1 protein-coding gene is annotated in these 21,454 nt (G+C 73.8%); it reads left to right on the forward strand.

Annotated elements, in window-relative coordinates; genetic code table 11:
* Positions 1-52: 52 nt before the first annotated feature.
* Complete coding sequence (locus ABD743_RS18635; protein WP_344723366.1) at positions 53-21,427, forward strand: non-ribosomal peptide synthase/polyketide synthase; 21,375 nt, start codon at positions 53-55, stop codon at positions 21,425-21,427.
* Positions 21,428-21,454 lie beyond the last annotated feature (27 nt).

Below are 21,454 nucleotides of genomic sequence, written 5' to 3' on the forward strand. Positions count from 1 at the left end.
GCTCCTCCCGCACACCTCCTCACAACCCACTCGCGACTCCCGGGGTACACGCATGCCTGGACCACGCCCGCACGCCCAGACCTGGCCCGCTCTGTTCGCCGAGCAGGTGCGCCGCGCGCCCCAGGCCGTTGCGCTCGTGCTGGAGGACGAGGAGCTCACCTACGGAGAGCTGGACGCCAGGGTGAACCGGCTGGCGCACCTGCTCACCGCGCACGGCGCCGGCCCGGAACAGGTGGTGGCGCTGGCGATACCGAGATCGATCGACATGATCGTCGCGCAGGTCGCGGTGCTGAAGTCCGGCGCCGCGTACCTGCCCGTCGACGCCGACCACCCGGCCGACCGCATCGCGTACATGCTGACCGACGCCGCACCCGCGGTGCTGGTCACGACGGCCGAGGTGGCGGCGGACCTGCCGGCGGCGACCCCGCAGATCGTGCTCGACGCGCCGGAGGTGGTGGCGGCGCTGGCCGCCGCGCCCGCGAATGATCCGCTCCCCGCACTGTCGGTCCACAACGCCGCGTACGTCATCTACACCTCCGGCTCGACGGGCCGTCCCAAGGGCGTGGTGCTGTCGCACACCGGCGTGGCCAAGCTCCTGGCGACGCAGGTGGAGCGGTTCGGCATCGGTCCGCACAGCCGGGTGCTGCAGTTCGCCTCGCCGAGCTTCGACGTCGCGTTCTGGGATCTGTGCCTGGGACTGCTCTCGGGCGGGCGGCTGGTCGTCGTGCCCACCGAGCGCCGCGTGCCCGGCGCGGAGCTCACCGAGTACGCGCACCGCCACGGCATCACGTTCATGATCCTGCCGCCCACCTTGCTCGCGGCCATGCCCGTCGGCCTGACGCTGCCGCCTGCCACGCTGCTGGCCGGCACGGAGCGGGTGGCCCCCGAACTGGTGGCGCGGTGGGGGCGCGGCCGGCGCATGTTCAACGCGTACGGCCCGACCGAGGCCACGGTCAACTCCACGCTCGGCGAGGCCCACCCCGACCGGCTGCGCGGCAGGTCGGTGCCGATCGGCGTGGCCGACCCGATGACCACCGCGCACGTCCTCGACGAGAGGTTGCGCCCGGTGGCCGACGGGCAGGAGGGCGAGCTCTACCTGGGCGGGCCCGGCCTTGCCCGGGGTTACCTCGGGCGGCCCGGCCTCACCGCGGAGCGGTTCGTCGCCGATCCCTGGACGGCGGGGGAGCGCCTCTACCGCACCGGTGACGTCGTCCGCCGCGACGACCAGGGCGACCTGCACTTCCTGGGCCGCGTCGACGACCAGGTCAAGATCCGCGGCCACCGCATCGAGCCCGGCGAGATCGAGTCGGTCGTCCGGGCGCACGAGTCCGTGGCGCAGGCGTCGGTGCAGGTCCGGGAGGACCAGCGGGGGGAGCGGCGGCTCGTCGCCTACGTCGTGCCGCGGCTCGACGGGCCGCGCCAGGCCAGGGTGGACGACTGGAAGGACGTCCACGAGCTGCTCTACGCCGCGGACCGCGAGGACTTCGCCGGGTGGAACTCCACCTACGACGGCGCCCCGATTCCGCGCGAGGACATGCGGGCCTGGCGCGCGGCCACCGTGGCGCGCATCCGGGAGTTGGCGCCGCGGCGGGTGCTGGAGATCGGCGTCGGCAGCGGCTTGATCCTCTCGGAAGTGGCCCCCACCTGCGAGTACTACTTCGGGACGGATCTGTCGGAGGAGGCGATCGCCGCACTGGGCCGCCGCGTCGCGGCGGATCCGGAGCTGGCCGGGCGGGTGGAGCTGGCCGCCCGACCGGCGGACGATCTCGACGGTCTCCCCGGCGGGCTCTTCGACACCATCGTGATCAACTCGGTGGTGCAGTACTTCCCCGGCGCCGACTACCTCGCGGGCGTGCTGCGCCGCGCCGTCGAGCTGCTGGCCCCCGGTGGTGCCGTGTTCGTCGGCGACGTCCGGCACGCCGGCCTGCTGCGGACCTTCCGCGCAGGCGTGGAGCAGGCCCGCACCGGGAAGGTCGACCGTCTCGCTCTCGATGGCGCCGTTGCGTGGGAGGGGGAGCTGCTCTGCGAGCCCGACTTCTTCGCGGGCTTGCGGGCGGAGATCCCCCGGCTCGCGGCTGTCGACCTGTGGCTGAAGCGCGCCACCGCCCACGACGAGCTGAGTCGCTACCGCTACGACGTCGTCCTGCGTGCGGACGAGCCGGCGGTCGGCTCGGTACCGGACGAGCGGGCGTGGCAGAGCCTCCCCGCACTCGAGGCGTACCTGGAGAACGACGCTCCCGCTGCACTGCGGCTCACCGGAGTGCCCAACGCCCGGCTGCGCCCCGACCTGGCCGCGCTGGCGACAGTGGACGGCGGGCCTGAGCCGGAGGCCGGCGTCGACCCCGAGGACGTGCACGCGCTGGGTGAGCGCCTCGGGTACCGGGTGGCCACCACCTGGATGGCCGGGGCTGGCGACGGCCGGTTCGACGCGCTGCTGCACCGGCCGGGCGCCTCGGCGGGGCCGGCCTACCGGCCCGGTGCCACCGCCGCACCGCTGGCGAACGTGCCCGCCCCGTTCCGTGACATCGCCACGCTGCGCAGGGACCTGCGGGCGCACCTCGCCGCACGGCTGCCCGAGTACATGGTGCCCGCCGTCGTCGCGCTGCCCGCGCTTCCGGTGCTCACGAGCGGCAAGATCGACCGCTCCGCGCTGCCGGTGCCCGACCTGGCCGCGCAGGTCACCGGGCACAAGCCCCGCACGGCTCGTGAGGAGCTGCTGACCGCGCTGTTCGTCGAGGTGCTCGACGTGCCGGGCATCGGCGTGGACGACGACTTCTTCGCGTTCGGTGGCGACAGCATCATCTCGATCCAGCTCGTCGGGCGGGCGCGTGCCGCGGGCCTGATCGTGACCCCGCGACAGGTGTTCACCCATCGCACCGTGGCCGAGCTGGCCCCGGTCGTCGAGGTGCGCGACGACGCCGGACGCGACGACCGTGCCCCGTCGACCGGGCCGCTCGTCGAACTGCCCGCCACCCACCCGCTGGCCGACGCCGCCGACGTCTGGCCTGTCTCGCCGCTGCAGGAGGGCTTCTTCTTCCATGCCGCCCTCGACGGCGATGGCCCGGACGTCTACCTGATCCAGGAGGTCCTGCACCTCGCCACGGCGGGGCGGACGACGATCGATGCGAGCGCGCTGCGGGCCGCAGCCCAGGACCTGCTGCACGCGCACCCGCAGCTGCGCGCCGGATTCGGCCAGCTCGCCGACGGGCGGGTCGTGCAGGCGGTGGCCGCGCGGGTGACGCTGCCCTGGCAGGAGGTGGATCTGTCCGGGCTGCCCGCCACCCGACAGTCGGAGCGCCTCGACGAGTTGCTGGCCGCCGACCGCGCCCGCCGCTTCGACCTCGCGCGGCCGCCGCTGCTGCGTGTGACGTTGGTGTACCTCGGGGACGGCGCGGCGCGGCTGGTGCTGACGTTCCAGCACATCGTGATCGACGGCTGGTCGGTGATGGTGCTGATCCGCGACCTGCTGGAGCGCTACGGCCACCGGGTGTCGGGCACCGACGGCGCCCCTTCGGAAGGGGCACTGTCCGACCGGGCCGCATTCGACAGGCATCGGGACTGGTTCCGGTGGCTCACCGGCCGCGACGACGCCGCCGCGCGGGCGGCCTGGCAGGCGGAGCTGGCAGGGCTCGACGCCCCGACGCACCTGGTGCCGGCGATCGCGCGCGCCGGTGCTCCCGCCGGCGGGCCGCACGCCCAGCTCGGCACCGTGCTGGACGAGAAGGTCACCGCCGCACTCGTCGAGGGTGGGCGAGCACACGGGATCACGCTCGGCACCGTCGTGCACGGGGCGTGGGGGCTGCTGCTCGGACAGCTCACCGGCCAGCGTGACGTGCTGTTCGGCACCACTGTGTCGGGCCGCGACGCCGCCGTCGACGGGATCGAGTCGGCCGTCGGACTGTTCATCAACACCCTGCCCGTGCGCTTGCGCTGGCTGCCGGGCGACCCGCTGTCGGCCGTCCTGCGCCGGTTGCAGGACGCACAGACCGGGCTGCTCGACCATCAGCAGATCGGGCTCGGTGAGCTGCAGCGTGCCGCGGGCCTGCCCGATCTGTTCGACACCCTCGTCGTGGTCGAGAACTACCCGCGCACGCAGGCGCCGGCGGCCGGGCTGCGTGTCGAGGGCGTCGACGTGTTCGACGCCGTGCACTTCCCGGTCGCTCTGATCGTCGACGCCGGAGAGCGACTGCGCCTCACGCTCAAGTACGACGCCGGCCGCGTGCCGGCTGCGGTCGCAGAGCTCGTCTCCGGGCAGCTGGGCCGGGTGCTCACGGCGATGGCGGCGGACCTCGGTTCGAGCGTGGCATCGCTCCCGCTCGGTGCGGCACCGGAGCCGGCCGACACGAGCCACGCCGTGCCGTCCGCAACGTTGCTCGACCTGATCGAGGCCCAGGCGGCCCGCACTCCGGACGCGACCGCCGTGGTCGACGAGCGCACCGAGCTGACCTACGCGCAGCTGTGCGAACGGGCCCGCGGTCTCGCGGGCAGGCTGGCGGCGCGGGGTGCGGGGCCCGACCGCGTGGTCGCGGTGGCGGTGCCGCGCTCGGCGGAGCTCATGGTGGCCCTGCTCGGCGTGCTGGGGGCGGGCGCGGCCTACCTGCCGGTCGATCTGGATCATCCCGCCGACCGCATCGCGGCCACGCTCGCCGATGCGGGCGTCGACACGGTGGTCACCCTCGACGGTGCTCCGCTGGCAGGAGTCGCCGCGGTGGCCGTCGACGGTGCCGGTCCGGTGGCGCCGGTCCGGCGCGCCACCCCTGACCAGGCCGCATACCTGATCTACACCTCCGGCTCCACCGGGCGGCCCAAGGGCGTCGTCGTCACCCACCGCGCGATCGTGAACCGGTTGGCGTGGATGCAGCACGAGTACCGCCTCGACGCCGACGACCGGGTGTTGCAGAAGACCCCGGCCACGTTCGACGTGTCGGTGTGGGAGTTCTTCTGGGCGTTGTGCGAAGGCGCCGCCGTGGTGCTCGCCCGGCCGGACGGACACCGTGACCCGGTCTACCTCGCCGGGCTCGTCCGTGACGCGCGGATCACCACGATGCACTTCGTGCCCTCGATGCTGGCGGCATTCCTCGCCGCCGACCTGGACAGCGACCCCGGTCCGGGCTGGTCGGCGAGCCTGCGGCGGGTGTTCAGCAGTGGCGAGGCCCTGTCCGGCGACGCCGCCCGGCGCTGGCACGCGCTCACCGGCACCCCGTTGCACAACCTCTACGGCCCGACCGAGGCGGCCGTCGACGTCACCTTCCACCCGTGTGCCGACGAGGGCGGTGCGTCCGTCCCCATCGGAGCACCGGTGTGGAACACCCGGTTGCACGTGCTGGACGGCTGCCTGCGCCCGGTGCCCGACGGCGTGACCGGCGAGCTGTACCTGGCCGGCGTCCAGCTGGCGCGCGGCTATCACGCGCGGCCGGGGCTGACCGCGGACCGGTTCGTCGCCGACCCGTGGCAGGTCGGCGGGCGGATGTATCGCACCGGCGACCTGGTGCGCAAGCTGCCCGACGGTGAGCTGGAGTACCTCGGCCGCTCCGACTTCCAGGTCAAGATCCGCGGCAACCGGATCGAGCCGGGCGAGATCGAGGCCGCACTCGTCGCGCACCCTGAGGTGGCCCGAGCCGCGGTGATCGCCCGCCGGGACGGCTCGGCGACCGTGCTCGTCGCCTACGTGGTGCCGGCCGCGGGAAGCCGGCCGGAACCCGACGCACTGCGCACCCACCTGGCCGCCGCGCTGCCCGAGCCCATGGTGCCGTCGGCGTTCGTGCTGCTCGACGACCTGCCGGTCACCCCGAGCGGCAAGCTCGACCGGGCCGCACTCCCCGCCCCGGCCGCACCGCGATCCGGCGGTCCGTCGCGGGAACCGGCCACCACGGCGGAGCGCGTGCTGTGTGCCGTGTTCGCCGATGTGCTCGGGCTCGACCGGGCCGGTGTCGACGACGACTTCTTCCGCTTCGGCGGCGACAGTATCTCCTCGATCAGCGTGTCCAGCCGCGCCCGGCGCGCCGGGCTGGCCGTCGGGCCGCGCGACGTGTTCACCGGCCGCACGCCGGCGGGCATCGCTGCTCTGCTCGGCGACGCGGAACCGGCGATGACGGCCCCCGGCGAGTTCGCGGGCCTGTCGGACGCCGAGCTCGCGCAGGTCGCCCGGATAAGCCCGGTGCCGGTGGCCGAGGTCTGGCCGCTGTCACCCCTGCAGGACGGCTTGTTCTTCCACGCCGGGTTCGACTCCGGCGCGGGAGACGCCTACACCGTCCAGGAAGCCGTCGATCTCGACCACAGGGTGGACATCGACCGCCTGCGGGAGGCATGCGCCGCGGTGCTGGCCGCCCACGCGAGCATTCGCGCCGGGTTCACCAGCGACGGGCTTCCCGGGCCGCTGCAGTTCATCGCTGAGCGGCTCGACCCTCCGGTCACCGAGATCGACCTGTCCGTGCTGCCCCCCGCCGAGCGCTCCGCCCGCCTGGAGGATGTCATGGCGGCCGACCGTGCCCGCCGCTTCGACCTGGCGAGCCCGCCACTGTTCCGGCTGCTCGTGGTGCGCCTCGGCGAGGTCGATCGGCTCGTGGTCAACCGGCACCTCCTGCTCTGGGACGGCTGGTCCGCGTGGCTGTTCCTGACCGCGTTGCTCACGCATTACGCCGGTGAGTCCGCGACCCTGTCTGCCCCCGGTTCCTATGCCGACTACCTCGCCTGGCTCGCCGGGCAGGACCCCGCCCGTGGTGCCGCGGCATGGCGTGCGGCGCTTGCGGATCTCGCCGAACCCACCCTCGTCGACCCCGCCGCAGCGACCACCACCCGGCCGCCCCGAGTGGTGGAAACCGTGCTGCCCGCCGGCACCGGCGATCGGTTGCGCGCCGTCGTGCACCGGCACGGCCTCACCGCCAACACCGTGTTCTCCACGGCGTGGGGGCTCGCGCTCGCAGCCGCAGTCGGCCGCACCGACGTCGTGTTCGGCACGGCGGTCGCGGGTCGTCCGGCCGAGGTGCCGGGCATCGAGGACACCATCGGTCTGTTCCTCAACACCGTCCCCGCGCGCATGTCGTTCCGTCCCGAGGAGCCGGTGCTCGACCTGCTCCGCCGTGTGCAGGACGAGCGCCTGGCGCTCTCGGAGCACGAGAGCATGGGCCTCGGGGTCATCCAGCGTGAGTCCGGGCACCGCAGGCTGTTCGACACGCTGTTCGTGATGCGTGGGGCCGACGACGCGCAGCGCACAGCCCTGCGCCGCTTCGGGGTCACCGGTCTGTCCAACGTGGACGCCACGCACTACCCGCTGAACCTGGTGGTCACGCCGGGGGAGCGGTTCGAGGTGATGATCTCCCACCGTCCCGACGTCGTCGAGCCGGCCATCGCCGACGCCTACCTCGCACGTTTCACCCGGATCCTCGAGCAGCTGCTCGACGACCCGTCCGCGCCCGTCGCCCGGGTCGACGCGGTGCTGCCCACCGAACGGGCGGACCGCACGCCCCTGCCTGAGCTGCCGACCACAGAGACCGTCGCGGACCTGCTCGCGGCGCAGGCCGCCCGCACGCCCGACGCCATCGCACTCGTCGCCGGCCGGGAGCGGCTGACCTACGCCGAGCTCGACGCCGCGATCGACCGCACCGCCCGGCTGTTGCTCGCCCGCGGGGCGGGCCCGGAGCGGCTCGTCGCGCTGGCGCTGCCCCGCTCCACGGAGATGGTGGTGGCGCTCTTCGCGGTGCTCCGCACGGGGGCCGCCTACCTGCCGCTGGAGCTCGATCACCCCACCGAGCGCCTCGTCGACATCCTTCTCGACGCCGACCCGATCTGCATGCTCACCACCTCGCGCACGGCCGCGGCCCTGGCGGCGGCCGAGGTCCCTGTGGTGGTCCTCGACGACCCCGCGGTGCTGGCGGAGCGTGCCGCGTTGCCCGCCGGGCCGCTTCGCGACGACGAGCTGGGCGCGTTCGCGCGCTCGCGGGAAGGACGCCTGGAGCACCCCGCCTACGTGATCTTCACGTCCGGCTCGACGGGACGGCCCAAGGGCGTCGTCACGCCCTACCGCGGCCTGACCAACATGCAGCTCAACCACCGCGCCGAGATCTTCGACCCCGCGGTCGCACTGGCCGGCGGGCGGCGGTTGCGGATCGCCCACACCGTGTCGTTCGCCTTCGACATGTCGTGGGAGGAACTGCTGTGGCTCGTCGAGGGCCACGAGGTGCACGTGTGCGACGAGGAGCTGCGCCGTGACGCCGCCGCTCTGGTCGCCTACTGCGACACCCACGCCGTCGACGTCGTCAACGTGACACCCACCTATGCCCACCACCTGTTCGACGCCGGCCTGCTCGACGACGCCGACGACCGGCCCGGGGCGCACCGGCCGCCGCTCGTGCTGCTCGGCGGCGAGGCCGTCTCCGACGCGGTGTGGAACCGGTTGCGGGACACGAGCGACACCACCGGCTACAACCTCTACGGCCCCACCGAGTACACGATCAACACCCTCGGCGGCGGCACCGACGACAGCGCCACCCCCACCGTCGGACGGCCGATCCGCGCCACCCGTGCGCACGTCCTCGACGCCTGGCTGCGACCGGTGCCCGACGGCGTGCCCGGCGAGCTCTACATCGCCGGCATCGGGCTCGCGCGCGGTTACCTCAACCGCACGGCGCTCACCGCGGAACGGTTCGTCGCCGACCCCTGGTGCCCCGGCGAGCGCATGTACCGCACGGGCGACCTGGTGCGCCGCCGTCCCGACGGGATCATCGACTTCCTCGGCCGCACCGACGACCAGGTCAAGATCCGCGGCTACCGGGTGGAGCTGGGCGAGGTCGCAGCCGCGCTCGACGAGCACCCAGGGGTGGCCCGCTCGGCCGTGGTCGCGGTGGCCGACCCCGCTGCGGGCGCCGGGACGAAGAAGCTGGTGGGCTACGTCGTGCCCGCGCCACTGGACGACACGGTGCGCGCGGCGGTCGAGGCCGAGCAGGTCGCGGAGTGGAAGGAGGTCTACTCCGACGAGTACACCGAGATCCCCACCGTGGTCGGTGGCGACGACTACGGGGACAGGGAGTTCGCCGGCTGGGACTCGAGCTACGACGGTGAGCCGATCCCGGTCGCGGAGATGCGGGAGTGGCGCGAGGCGACCGTCGAACGGATTCGCGAGCTGGCGCCGCGGCGCGTCCTGGAGATCGGTGTCGGCACCGGGCTGCTGATGGGCAGGCTCGCGCCGGACTGCGAGGCCTACTGGGCCACCGACCTGGCGGCGCCGGTGATCGCGAAGCTGCGCGCGGACGTCGCAGCCGATCCGGATCGGTTCGCCGGTGTCGAGCTGCTCGCCCGCCCGGCGCACGACCTGAGCGGCCTGCCGTCCGGGTTCTTCGACACCGTCGTGATCAACTCGGTCGTCCAGTACTTCCCCAGCGCCGACTACCTGGCCCGCGTGGTCCGCGGTGCGCTGGAGCTGGTGGTGCCCGGAGGAGCGGTATTCGTCGGCGACGTGCGCCACCTGGGCCTGCTGCCGACGTTGCGGACGGCCATCGAGCTGGGCCGCGACGGATCCGAGGATGCCGGCGCCGTCACGCGCACCGTCGAGCGCGCGGTCGCGATGGAGAAGGAGTTGCTGCTCGCGCCGGAGTTCTTCGACGATCTCGCGGCGCAGGTGCCGGGCACGGCGGTCTCGATCCGCACCCGGCGGGGCCGCGCGCACAACGAGCTGACCCGCCACCGCTACGACGCGGTGCTGCACCGCGAGCCGACCGACGCACGTCCGCTGGCCGACGCGCCGACACTGCTGTGGGGGCTGCAGATCGGCGATCTCGACGGCCTGGCCGAACACCTGCGCAGCCACCGGCCCGAGCTGCTGCGCGTCGCACGGATCCCCGACGTCCGCGTGGCCGGCGAGCGCGCTGCCCTGCGTGCACTGGCCGATGGAGAGCCCGTGGCCCGGGCCCGGACCAGGCTGGTCAGCACCGTGCCGGAGGCCGTCGAGCAGGAGGACGTGCACGCGCTGGCCGCGGAGCTGGGCTACCGGGTGGCGGTCACGTGGTCCGGTGTCGGCGCCGTGGACGCCGTGTTCTTCCGTGGACCGGGAACACCGGTGAGGACGTACGTGGCCGGCGAGACCGACACACCTCTCGCCAACGACCCCGCCTCAGCCCGCCGAGCCGGCGCGCTCGTGGCCGACGTGCGTGCCGCGTTGAAGCAGCGGCTGCCCGACTACATGGTGCCCTCGGCGCTGGTCCCGGTGGCCGATCTTCCTCTCACCGCCAACGGCAAGCTCGACGTCGCCGCGCTGCCCGACCCGGAGCCGACGGTCCGGCGTTCCACGAGCAGGCCGCCGGAGAACGAGACGGAGGCGACCCTCTGCACGTTGTTCGGCGAGGTGCTCGGGCTGCCGAGCGTCGGTGTGGAGGACGACTTCTTCGACCTCGGCGGGCACTCGCTGCTCGCCACCCGCCTGATCAGCCGGGCCCGCACCGCGCTCGGAGCCGAGCTGGCGATCCGGGACCTGTTCGAGGCGCGCACGCCCGCGCTGCTGGCCCTGCGTGCCGTCGCGTCGGCGCCTGCGCGGCCGCCGCTGCAGGCAGGCGCGCGGCCCGCACTGATTCCGCTGGCACCCGCACAGGCCAGGCTCTGGCTGCTCGACCGCCTCGACGCAGGCGGTAACACGGCCTACAACTATCCGCTGGTCGTGCGGCTCACCGGCGACCTCGACACCGCGGCCCTGCGAGCTGCCGTCACCGACGTCGTGACCCGCCACGAGTCGCTGCGCACCGTCGTGGAGGACCATGACGGCACCCCGTACCAGCGGATCCTCGACGACCCGGAACCCGAGGCCACGGTCGTGGCCGCAACGGAGGCGCAGCTTCCGGACCTGGTCGCCGACCTGGCTGGGCGCCCCTTCGACCTCGGTGCGGACCTGCCGCTGCGCGTCACGGTCGTCGAGCTTCCGTCGTTCGAGAGCACGGCGTCCGAGCACGTGCTGGTCCTCGTGCTGCACCACATCGCCACCGACGAATGGTCCGACCGCCCGCTGCTGGCCGACCTCGACACCGCCTATGCGGCTCGCGTGGCGGGCTCGCCGCCCGCATGGCTGCCGCTTCCCGTGCAGTACGCCGACCACACCGTGTGGCAGCAGCGGCTGCTCGGCGATCCCGATGACGAGACGAGCACCGCGGCCGCCCAGCTCGCGTTCTGGGCGCGGGCCCTGCACGGGATGCCCGACGAGATCGCGCTCCCGCTCCCCCGCCCGCGGCCCCGCATGCGGGACGGTTCCGGAGCACAGGTGCGGGCCGAGCTGCCTGCCGGCACCGCCGACGCGCTCCGCTCGCTGTGCACACGCACCGGCACCAGCATGTCGATGCTCACCCACGCAGCGACGGCCGCCTGGCTGCACCGGCTCGGCGGCGGGGACGACATCCCGCTCGGGGTGCCCGTCGCCGGACGCGCCGACGCGGCCCTCGACGACCTCGTCGGCTTCTTCGTCAACACCGTGGTGCTCCGCAGCGACCTCGCGGGCGATCCCACCTTCACCGAGCTGCTGGCGCGCACACGGGAGACCGATCTCGCGGCGTTCGACCACCAGGACGTCCCGTTCGACCTCGTGGTGGAGGCGCTGAACCCGCCGCGGGAGGCCGGTCGCAACCCGTTGTTCCAGGTGATGAGCGGCTACCACCGGCTAACCGACCACGGTGGCACCCGGCTCGGGCTGTCGGCCCGGTGGTTCGCGCTGCCCACCACACACGCGAAGTTCGATCTCCACGTCACGGTCGTCGACCACCCGGACGGCGCGGTCACCGTGCTGCTCGACCACGCCCTCGACCGCGTCGACGGCACCGGCGCCGAGCTGCTGCTCGCACGGCTCGTCGGGCTGCTGGAGCAGGTGGCGGCCGACCCGGACCGCCCGATCGGCACCGTCGAGATGCTCACGCCCGCCGAGCGGGCCACGGTGATCGATCCCGGCACCGCTCATGAGGTGCCCGACCGCACGCTGCCCCAGCTGTTCGTCGAGCAGGTGGACCGCACGCCGGACGCCGTCGCCGTGCTGGCCGACGGCGCAGCGCTGACCTACGCCGAGCTGGACGTCGAGGTCGGTCGCTGGGCCCGGCTGCTGCGCGATCGCGGGGTCGGACCGGGGTCCGTGGTCGGCGTGGCATTGCCGCGATCTGCCGAGCTGGTCGTCGCGCTGCACGCCGTGCACCAGGCGGGCGCCGCGTATTTGCCGCTCGACACCACCTACCCGCCCGAGCGCCTGCGGTCCATGCTCGACGACGCCCGCCCGGCGGTCGTCCTCGCCGTCACCGACCTGCCCGGCGCGCTGCGGATCGACACCCCGGCCTTCGCCGCCGAGCTGGAGCGCCACCCGTCCGGACGCCTGCGCGAGCAGGAGAGCCCATCCGGCCACGGGGCCGGGAGCCCGGCGTACGTCATCTACACGTCGGGCTCGACCGGGCGGCCCAAGGGCGTGGTCGTGCCGCAGTCGGGGATCGTCAACAGGCTGGCCTGGATGCAGGACACCTACGGCATCGGCGCCGACGACCGGGTGCTGCAGAAGACCCCGTCGAGCTTCGACGTCTCGGTGTGGGAGTTCTTCTGGCCCCTGCTCGCCGGGGCGACGCTGGTGGTCGCCCGTCCCGACGGCCATCGGGACCCGGCGTATCTGACGGAGACCATTCGGCACGAGCGGATAACGACGGTGCACTTCGTGCCGTCGATGCTCGCGGAGTTCCTCGCCGACCCGGCCGCGGGCGACTGCACCGGGCTGCGCCGCGTGATCTGCAGTGGTGAGGCGCTGCCCGCCGAGCTGGCGGCCCGGTTCCACGCCCTTCTGCCGGGAGTCCGGCTGGACAACCTCTACGGGCCCACCGAGGCGTCGGTGGACGTCACCTGGCACCGGAGCGACGGTGCGGCCCCCGGTGCGACCGTCCCCATCGGAGCACCGGTGTGGAACACGCACACGCTGGTGCTCGACCAGCGGCTTTCGCCCGTGCCGGACGGCGTCGTGGGAGAGCTCTATCTCGCGGGACACCAGCTCGCCCACGGCTACCTCGGACGCCCGGGGCTCACCGCCGAGCGGTTCGTGGCGGATCCGTGGTCGCCGGGCGAGCGCCTGTACCGCACCGGTGACCTGGCCCGCTGGGTCGGGCCGGTCCTGGAGTACCGGGGCCGGGCCGACGACCAGGTGAAGCTGCGCGGGTTCCGCATCGAACTCGGCGAGATCGAGGCCGGGTTGCTCTCCGACGACTCGGTGGCCCGGGCCGCGGTGGTGCTGCGGGAGGACCGACCCGGTGACCAGCGCCTCGTCGGCTACGTGGTGCCGTCCCACGGAGCCAGGACGGACCAGGAGCAGTTGCGGCAGTTCCTCGCGGCCAGGTTGCCCGAACACATGGTGCCGGGAGCGATCCTCGAACTGGGCGCGCTGCCGCTGAGCCCGAGCGGCAAGCTCGACCGCCGCGCGCTGCCCGCGCCCCCGATGGCCCGGGCGTCGGCGGGCGGGGAACCGCGCACCCCGACCGAGCTGGTCCTGGCGGCGATCGTCGCCGACGTGCTCGGCGTGGAGCGGGTCGGTGTCCACGACAGCTTCTTCGGCCTGGGCGGCCACTCTTTGCTCGCGATGCGCCTGATCGCGCGTGCGCGCACGGAGCTGGGCGCGGTGCTCCCGTTGCGTGCGGTGTTCGACCACCCGACGGTCGAGGGCCTGGCAGCGGTGATCGACAGCGAGACGGACGCCGAATCTCCGCGGCCCCGGCTCATCCGTGCGCCTCGGACCGCGCCGCTCCCGCTGTCGTTCGCCCAGCAGCGCATGTGGGCGTTGTTCCAGGTCGAGGGCCCGAGCCCCACCTACAACATCCCCACGGCATGGCGGCTGACCGGCGGGCTCGACGTCGCTGCCCTGCGAGAGGCGCTCACCGACCTTGTCGCCCGGCACGAGGTGTTCCGCACCGTGATCGCCGAGCACGACGGCGTGCCGACACAGGTAGTTCTCGAGCCGGCTCCGGTGCCGCTGGAGGTCGAACCGGTCGACGAGGACGGACTCCCCGCCCGGCTGGCTGCGGCCGCCGAGCACGCGTTTGCCCTCGACGCCGAGATCCCGCTACGCGCCACGCTGTACCGGCTGCACGAGAACGAGCACGTCCTGCTGCTGGTGGTGAACCACATCGCCGCCGACGAGTGGTCGGCGCGGCCGCTGATCCAGGACCTGCGGTCCGCGTATGCGTCGCGGCTCGCCGGGCGTGCCCCGGAGCAGGCGGCGCTCCCCGTCCAGTACGCGGACTTCGCCCGCTGGCAGCGCACGCTGCTCGGCGACCGCACCGACCCGGCAAGCCTCGCCGCCCGCCAGCTCACGTACTGGCGTGAGGCCTTGAGCGACCTTCCCGACGAGCTCGTCCTCCCCGCCGACCGTCCCCGGCCCGCCGAGAGCGACCACCGCGGCGGTCTGGTGACCTTCACCCTGGACGCCGACGTCGAGGCGGGGCTTCGGGAGCTGGCCCGCTCCGCTGACGTCAGCATGTTCATGCTGGTGCAGGCCGCGGTCGCCGCGTTGCTGACGCGGTTGGGTGCGGGCACCGACATTCCGTTGGGCAGCCCCATCGCCGGCCGTTCCGAGGACGAGCTCGACGACCTCGTCGGGTTCTTCCTCAACACCCTCGTGCTGCGGACCGACACCTCCGGCAACCCCACGTTCCGGGCGTTGCTCGCCAGGGTCCGCGAGACCGATCTCGCCGCCTTCTCCCACCAGGACGTGCCGTTCGAGCAGGTGGTGGAGCATCTCAACCCGCCGCGCTCGCTGGCGCGGCACCCGCTGTTCCAGGTGATGGTCGTGTACCTGCCTGCCGCAGGCGCCGCATCGCGCCTCGAGCTCGCCGGGCTGACCGACCGTCCCGAAGTCGTGGACCAGCGCACGGCGAAGTTCGACCTCTCGTTCGACGTCGTGGAGGAGGACGACGGCCTGAGCGGCGCGGTCGAGTACCGCGCCGACATGTTCGACCGCGCTACCGCCGAGGCGCTCGCGCAGCGGCTGCAGCGGGTACTCGCCGCGGTCGTGGCAGCCCCCGACCAGCCCATCGACGACATCGACATTCTCGACGTGGGTGAGCGCGACCGGCTCCTGCACGAGTGGGCCGCCGGATCCCCTGTGGACGCGCCGCCCTCGGTACTGCAGGTGTTCGCCGAGACGGTGGCGGCCGGCCCCGATGCCACCGCGCTGGTCACGGGCGAACGGAACTGGAGCTTCGCCGAGCTCGACGCGTTCAGTGCCCGGCTCGCACGCGTGCTGCGCGGCCACGGCGCCGGACCTGAGCAGATCGTGGCACTCGCGCTGCCCCGCGCGTGGATGGTGCCGGCCGTTCTCGGCGTGCTCCGCTCGGGTGCGGCGTACCTGCCGCTCGACGAGACCGCGCCACCCGAGCGCACCGCGCTGGTGCTGAGCGAGGCCGCGCCGACGCTGGTGCTGACCACGAGGGACGCCGAGGGCGTGCCCGACCTGCAGCGTGTGCACGTCGACGACCTGCCGGACCCCGCGCCTGTCGATCTGCCCGCACCGCACCCCGCGCAGGCCGCGTACGTGATCCACACCTCGGGCTCCACCGGCCGGCCCAAGGGGGTCACCGGCACCCATGGCAGCCTGGCCGCGCTGCTCGACGGGCACCGCGCGACGCTGATGGACCCAGCCGGCGCGCGGCTGCGGGTGCTGCACGCAGCCTCGTTCACCTTCGACGCGTCCTGGGACCCGATGCTGTGGCTCCTGGCCGGGCACGAGCTGCACGTCGTCGACGACCACACCGAGCCGGTGGCGTTCGTGCAGCGGGTGAGCGAGCAGCGGATCGACGTCCTCGACCTGACCCCGACCTACCTGCGTGAGCTGTTCGCCCACGGGCTCCTCACCACCGGGACACATCGGCCCTCCGTGGTCGTCGTCGGCGGCGAGGCGATCGACGACGCGTTGTGGCGGCGGTTGTGCGCCACCGGCGTCACCGTGCACGACCTGTACGGGCCCACCGAGACCACAGTGGACGCGTACGGCTGGCACGGCGACGTCGACGGCGGCCGCCGCCCTTACCGCCTGGCCGGTGTGCTCACCCTGGTCCTGGACGATGCGCTCGCCCCCGTGCCGCCCGGTGTCGTGGGCGAGCTGTACGTGGCCGGCGTCGGAGTGTCCCGCGGTTACCTTCGCCGCCCCGCCCTCACCGCGGAGCGGTTCGTCGCCGATCCCTGGACACCGGGGGAGCGGATGTACCGCACCGGCGACCGGGCCACGTGGACCCGCGACGGGGTGCTGCGCATCCTCGGCCGGGCCGATGACCAGGTGAAGCTGCGCGGTTTCCGTGTCGAGCTCGGTGAGGTCGAGACGGCGCTGGCCGGGCACCCGGGCGTGGCGGCCGCAGCTGCCGTGGTTCGTGAGGACGTCCCCGGCGTGCGACGGCTCGTCGGCTACGTCGTGACCGGTGCCGACCCGGTCGACCCGGAGCAGGTGCGCCGGCACGCCGCCCGCCTGCTGCCCGCCCACATGGTGCCGGTCGCCGTCGTCGTGCTGGACGCGCTGCCCCGCACCACCGCAGGCAAGCTCGCCCGCGCCGCGCTCCCGGCGCCGGACCTGGCCGCCGCCGTCTCCGCAGGCCGCCCGCGCACCCCCCGCGAGGAGGTGCTCTGCGCCGTGCTGGCCGACGTGCTCGGTCTGGAGCGGGTCGGGGTGGACGACGACTTCTTCGCGCTCGGCGGCGACAGCATCGTCGGAATGCAGCTCGTCGGGCGCGCCCGCGCCGCGGGGTTGGTGATCACCGCCCGCGACGTGTTCCGGCACCGCAGCGCAGCGGGGCTGGCCGCCGTCGCCGGGGTGCGGCCGGACATCGTGCCTGCCGACGGCTCGTCCGGCCTCACCCTCGTCGAGCTGACCGCCGACGAGGCCGCCGAGGTGCCCGCCGTCGCGCCCGACCTGGTCGACGTGCTCCCGCTCGCTCCGCTGCAGGCGGGGCTGCTGTTCCACGCCGCCATGGAGCTGGGCACGAGCACGGACGTCTACACCGTCCAGTTCTCCCTCGACATCGACGGGCCGATCGACACCGATCGCCTGCGCCGCTGCTTCGACGCACTGCTGGTGCGCCACCCGCAGCTGCGGGCGTCCTACAGGTACCTGCGCTCCGGTCGCCCGGTCGCGCTCGTCGGTCGCGCCGGCCCCGCGCCGTGGCGCGAGCTGGACCTGCGGGAGCGGCCCGACCTCGAGGAGGCCTGGGAGCAGGAGTGCGCGCACGAACGCCGCCGCTTCGACCCGGCTGAAGCGCCGCTGCTGCGCGCGGTGCTGGTGCGCACCGGCGACCAGCAGCACCGGTTGCTGATCTCGCACCATCACCTGCTGCTCGACGGCTGGTCCACCGCGCCTCTGCTCGCCGACCTCGCCGCTCTCTACGAGCACGACGGAAACCCCGCCGCGGTTCCCGCCCCGGCGTCCTACCGCGACTACCTCGGTTGGCTCGCCGCCCGCAACCGTGGTGCCGCGCAGCGGACCTGGGCAGCGCAGCTGGCCGGGATCACGGAGCCGACGAGGCTCGCGCCTGCTGCCCCGGCCCGCGAGCCGATGACCCCACGCCGGCACACCGTGCACACGTCGAGGGAGCTCACCGCACGTCTCGTGGAGCTGGCCCGCGCCCGCGGACTCACACTGAACACCCTGGTGCAGGGCGCGTGGGCGGTGCTGCTCGGCCGCCTCACCGGCCGCGACGACGTGGTGTTCGGCGCCACCGTGGCCGGGCGTCCGCCCGAGCTCGACGGCGTGGAGACCATGGTCGGGCTCTTCATCAACACGATTCCGGTGCGCACCAGGGTCCGTCCGGCGGAAGCGTTCGGCGCTCTGCTCGACCGCATCCAGGACGAGGGAACGGCGCTGCTGGAGCACCAGCACCTGGGCCTCACCGAGATCACCCGGCAGGCCGGGATCGGCGAGCTGTTCGACACGCTCGTGGTGTTCGAGAGCTACCCCGGCGGCGATCCCGAGCTGGGCGCATCCGACGGTGTGCGCGTGCGTGAGCGCGACAGCGTCGACGCCACCCACTACCCGCTGACGTGGGAGGTGGAGGCACTCGGCGAGAGCATCGTGGCCGAGCAGATCCGGCTGACCGCCGAGTACCGCCCCGACCTGTTCGACGACGTGACGGCCGCGCGACTGGGCAGCGGCATGCTCGCACTGCTCACGGCCCTGGCCGACGATCCCGACCGCCCGGTCGGCAGCGTTGGCGTACTCGATGAGGCCGAGCAGCACCGAGTGCTCGTGACCTGGAACGACACCGCACGGGACGTGAAGCCCGCCACCGTCGCCTCGCTGTTCGCGGCGCAGGCGGTCGCCACACCCGACGCACCCGCGCTCGCCTCGGACGGGATCGCCTGGTCGTTCGCGCAGCTGGCCGATCGCGTGAACCGCCTCGCCCGGCTGCTCATCACGCACGGCGCGGGCCCCGAGCAGCTCGTGGCTGTCGCGCTGCCCCGCACCGCGGAGGCGATCGCCGCCATCCTCGCGGTGCACACCGCGGGCGCGGCCTACGTGCCGCTCGACCCGGCGTACCCGATGCAGCGCCTGCGCGATGTCCTCGCCGACGCCGCGCCCCTGCTGGTCCTGACCGACTCCGGGGTCGAGCTGCCCGAGGACGGGCCGCCCCGGTTGGACCTCGACGTCCTCGACCTCGGCGGCTGGTCGGGCCACCCCCTCTCCGACGCCGACCGGACCGCACCCCTGCTGCCGGAGCACCCCGCCTACGTGATCCACACCTCGGGGTCGACGGGGCGGCCGAAGGGCGTGGTCGTGCCGCACCGCGGGCTGGTCAACCTCTTCGCGAGCCACCGTGCCCAGGTGCACCTCCCGGCGAGGGAGAGCACCGGACGCCGCCATCTGCGGGTGGCGCACGCCTGGTCGTTCGCGTTCGACGCCTCGTGGCAGCCGCAGCTGTGGCTGCTGGACGGGCACTGCGTGCACGTCGTGACCGAGGAGGTCCGGGCCGACCCCCACCAGTTCGTGGCGCTGCTGCGCGAGGTCGACTTCGTCGAGCTCAGCCCGTCGCACCTCGCGCAGCTCACCGACCTGGGACTGTTCGACGGGCAACGCTGCCCGCTGGCTGTCGTCGGGTTCGGCGGCGAGGCCGTCGGCGAGACGCTGTGGGATCGGTTGCGGGACCTGCAGGGGACCGCGGCGTTCAACTTCTACGGACCCACCGAGTCCACGGTGGACGCGCTGGTGGCGAGCGTCGCGGATGCGGAGAAGCCGGTGATCGGGCGCCCGGTGGCCAACACCCGCGCCTATGTCCTCGACGCCGGGCTGTGCCCGGTGCCACCGGGGGTCGCGGGGGAGCTCTACCTCGCCGGCGCCGGGCTCGCGCGTGGCTATCTCGGCCGACCGGGCGCCACTGCCGAGCGGTTCGTCGCCGACCCGTGGTACCCGGGCGAGCGCATGTACCGCACCGGGGACCTCGCCCGCTTCGACGAGGCGGGAGTCCTGGCCTACGGCGGGCGTGCCGACGACCAGGTCAAGATCCGGGGCCACCGGGTGGAGCCCGGCGAGGTGGAGGCCGCGCTGGAACGCCACCCCGGCGTCGCACGTGCGGTCGTGACGGTGCCGGCGGGCAGCCGCGGCACGCTCGTCGCGCACGTCGAGGCAGTCTCGGAGGCCACTGTGCCGCTCGAACCGGGTGAGCTGCGCTCGCACGTGGCCGCGTCCCTGCCGGAGCACATGGTGCCCGCCGCGGTCGTGGTGCTCGACCGATTGCCGCTGCTCGCCAACGGCAAGCTCGACCGCGCCTCGCTGCGCGCGCCCGACCTGGCCGCGCAGGTGTCGGACCGGGAGCCACGCACCGCCCAGGAGGCTGCGTTGTGCCGGGCCGTCGCCGAGGTGCTGGAGCTGCCACGGATCGGTGTCGACGACGACTTCTTCGCCTTCGGCGGCGACAGCATTCTCGCGATGGCACTGGTCGGGCGCGCGCGTGCCGCAGGGCTGCGGGTCACGCCGCGGCAGGTGTTCACGCACCGCACCCCCGCTGCGCTGGCGGAGGTCGCGACCGCGCTCGAGGAGCTCCCGTCCCCGGCCACGGACGACGGCTCGGGAACGGTCCCGCTCACCCCGGTCATGCACGAGCTGCGTGAGCTGGGCGGCCCCTTCGCCCGCTACCACCAGGTGGCGTTGCTCAGCACCCCCGCCGAGCTCGACATGGGAGCGCTCGTCGCGATGATCCGGGCACTGGCCGGGCACCACGACCTGCTGCGTGCCCGCCTCGTCCGCCCCGCAGAGGGGAACCACTGGTCGTTGCACGTCCCGGAGCCTGCCGATGTGGACGCCGCGCAGTGGGTGCGCCGCGTCGACGTCGCGGGCCTCGACCTCGACGCCCGCGCCGCGGTGATCACGGCCGAGACGGAGCGAGCCCGGGACCGGCTCGACCCGGACGGCGGGGTGATGGCGCAGGTCGTCTGGTTCGACGCGGGCCGTGCTGCTCCCGGCCGGCTGCTGCTGTGCCTGCACCATCTCGTGGTCGACGGTGTCTCGTGGCGGATCCTGCCGCTCGACCTGGCGGCGGCGTGGAGCGGACTGCGAGCGGGGCGCCCGGCCACCTTGCCGGAGGCGGGCACCTCGTTCCGGCGCTGGGCCACCGCGCTCACGGCATCTGCGGCCGGGCGGGCCGCCGAGCTGCCGCTCTGGACGTCCATGCTCGGAGGCGGCTCGCCGCTGCCGCTGCTCCGGTCGCTCGACCGCACCGTCGACACGGTCGGGACCCAGCAGGACGTGCGGGTGGTGCTCCCCAGAGAGGTCACCGAGCCGCTGCTCGGGCCGGCTCCCGCGGCGTACGGCTCGGGCGTCGACGACGTCCTGCTCGCCGCACTCGCCCTGGCCGTCGGCGACTGGCGACGCCGACATGGCGGTGCCGCGGGCAACGCCGTCCTCGTCGACGTCGAGGGTCACGGCCGCGCGGAGGAGCTCCTCGACGGGGCGGAGCTGTCCCGGACGGTCGGCTGGTTCACCAGCGTCCACCCGCTGCGCCCCGACACCGGCGACGTCGATCTCGACACCGCCGCTGCCGACCCGTCGGCCGCGGCACGGGCCGTGGATCGCGTCCGTGAGCATCGGGCTGCGGTGCCCGACGGTGGCATCGGCTACGGGCTGCTGCGTCACCTCGACCCGGCCGGCGCGCCGGTGCTGGCGGGCCTGCCGGCACCGCAGATCGAGTTCAACTACCTCGGCCGGTTCGGCTACACCCGATCCGGGTCGGAGCAGGAGTGGGCGGCCGTCTCGGGTGAGGAGGAGGCGGCGGAGGTGCCGATGGACGACGGCATGCCGCTCGGGCACGCTCTGAGCGTCACGGCGATGGCGCAGGACCTGCCCGGCGGTCCGCAGCTCGTCGTGCACTGGTCGTGGCCTGCCGGGGTGCTCGACCAGGAGACCGTCGAGGATCTGGCGCGTACCTGGTCGGGTGCGCTCACCGCACTGGTGCGAGCAGCGGGCTGACCGGCGCCTGAACGAGAGGAGAGCCCG

The organism is Pseudonocardia yunnanensis, from assembly GCF_039534065.1.
Taxonomy (GTDB): domain Bacteria; phylum Actinomycetota; class Actinomycetes; order Mycobacteriales; family Pseudonocardiaceae; genus Pseudonocardia; species Pseudonocardia yunnanensis.